The sequence below is a fragment of the Streptomyces colwelliae genome, assembly GCF_048158785.1.
Classification (GTDB): domain Bacteria; phylum Actinomycetota; class Actinomycetes; order Streptomycetales; family Streptomycetaceae; genus Streptomyces.
Map to the genome: position 1 here is coordinate 1 of NZ_JBLTJC010000779.1, position 1,500 is coordinate 1,500.

2 protein-coding genes and 1 pseudogene are annotated in these 1,500 nt (G+C 72.1%); all 3 read left to right on the forward strand.

Going from position 1 to position 1,500, the window contains the following annotated elements:
• Positions 1-190, forward strand: a pseudogene (locus tag ACNFOC_RS54275) (PLP-dependent aminotransferase family protein); the annotation flags it as partial.
• Between the two features lie 121 nt (positions 191-311).
• A complete protein-coding gene (locus tag ACNFOC_RS54280) occupies positions 312-749 on the forward strand; it encodes a GNAT family N-acetyltransferase (protein WP_416966297.1) in 438 nt (145 codons plus the stop codon).
• Between the two features lie 104 nt (positions 750-853).
• Positions 854-1,447 carry a histidine phosphatase family protein gene (locus ACNFOC_RS54285; protein WP_416966298.1) on the forward strand — a complete coding sequence of 198 codons (594 nt, stop codon included), beginning with the start codon at positions 854-856 and terminating at the stop codon, positions 1,445-1,447.
• Positions 1,448-1,500: the final 53 nt, after the last annotated feature.

Below are 1,500 nucleotides of genomic sequence, written 5' to 3' on the forward strand. Positions count from 1 at the left end.
CGGCATGGACGAGCAGTCCTTGACGGCGGCGGCCCTCCGCGCGGGCGTCTCCATCACCCCCGGCCGCCCCTACTTCAGCGCCGAACCCCCGGCCGCCCACATCCGGTTGAGCTTCGCGGCGGTCGCGGGGACGGGGGAGATCGCGGAGGGGGTACGACGGCTCCGGGCGGCCTGTGACGAGGTGCTCTGACGCGGAGGAGTACAGCTGCCGTCCCGGGCGTGGGCGGCTCGCGCGGGGCCTCGGCACCAACGCCCGGGCCGTCGGCCAAAACCGCTCGACACCCCACCCCCTGACCTGCGATTCTCCCGCCATGACCGACATCCCGAGCCTCCCCGACGGCTATGAGTTCTCCGCCGACCCCGCCCGCGTCGACATCGACCGCACCCACCGCTGGCTCTCCACCGACGCCTACTGGGCGATGGACCGGCCGCGCGAGAAGCACGAGCGCGCGGTCGCGTCCTCGCTGAACTTCGGGGTGTACGACACGGCTTCGGGGGAGCAGGTGGCGTACGCGCGCGTGGTCACCGACCAGGCCGCGTTCGCGTGGCTGTGCGATGTGTACGTGGACCCGTCGGTGCGCGGCAAGGGCGTCGGCACGGCGTTCGTCGGCGCCGTACGGGAGGAGCTGCGGCCGTTCGGACTGCGGCGGATCCTGCTCGCCACGCACGACGCCCACGGGGTGTACGAGAAGCTCGGGTTCAAGCCGCTGGAGCGGCCCGACCAGTGGATGGCCCTCATTTTCGAGTGAGTTGTCCGCCTGGTCCCGACCTCGAAGTAAGGTTTCGCCCACCCTGGGTAACTCTCATCCGGCACCCCTTGACCTGCGTACTTCGGCGGGATCACGATCGCCGCATGCAACTTCGGGTCACGTTCGTCGCCGCCGCGCGCAGCTCCCCGCTGCTCGCGGAGCGCTTCGAGGACGACCGCCCGCTGGACCAGGCGGGATGGGACGAGGTGCAGCGCGCCGCCCCGGTTCTGCTGCCGCTGGCGGCGGCGGAGCTGCGCTACTGTTCGCCGACCCCGCGCAGCCGGACCACCGGCGACGGTCTCGGCTACACCCCGCTGGTGCAACTCGCCCTGCGGGACTGCGACATGGGCCGCTGGCGCGGGCTGACCCTCGGCGAGGCGATGGCCCGCGAACCGGCTCTGGTGGACGCCTGGCTCGCCGACCCGCGCTCCACCCCGCACGGCGGCGAGTCCCTGCTGGCCTTCATCTCCCGCGTGGGCGGCTGGCTGGACACCCGGCCCATCGAGGACGGCGGCCGGATAGTCGCCGTGGCCGAACCCTCCGTGATCCGCGCCGCGTTGGTCTACGCCCTCAAGGCACCCCCGTCGACCTACTGGAACTTCGACGTACGCCCACTGTCGACCACGACGGTCACGGGGCATGCGGGGCGCTGGAACCTGCGGTTCGACGGGGCGGCGGTTCAGTCGAGGCGGGGGTAGCATCGCCCGAATCCGCCGGCACTCAACCCACGCGCGCATACTCCGTACTGAGC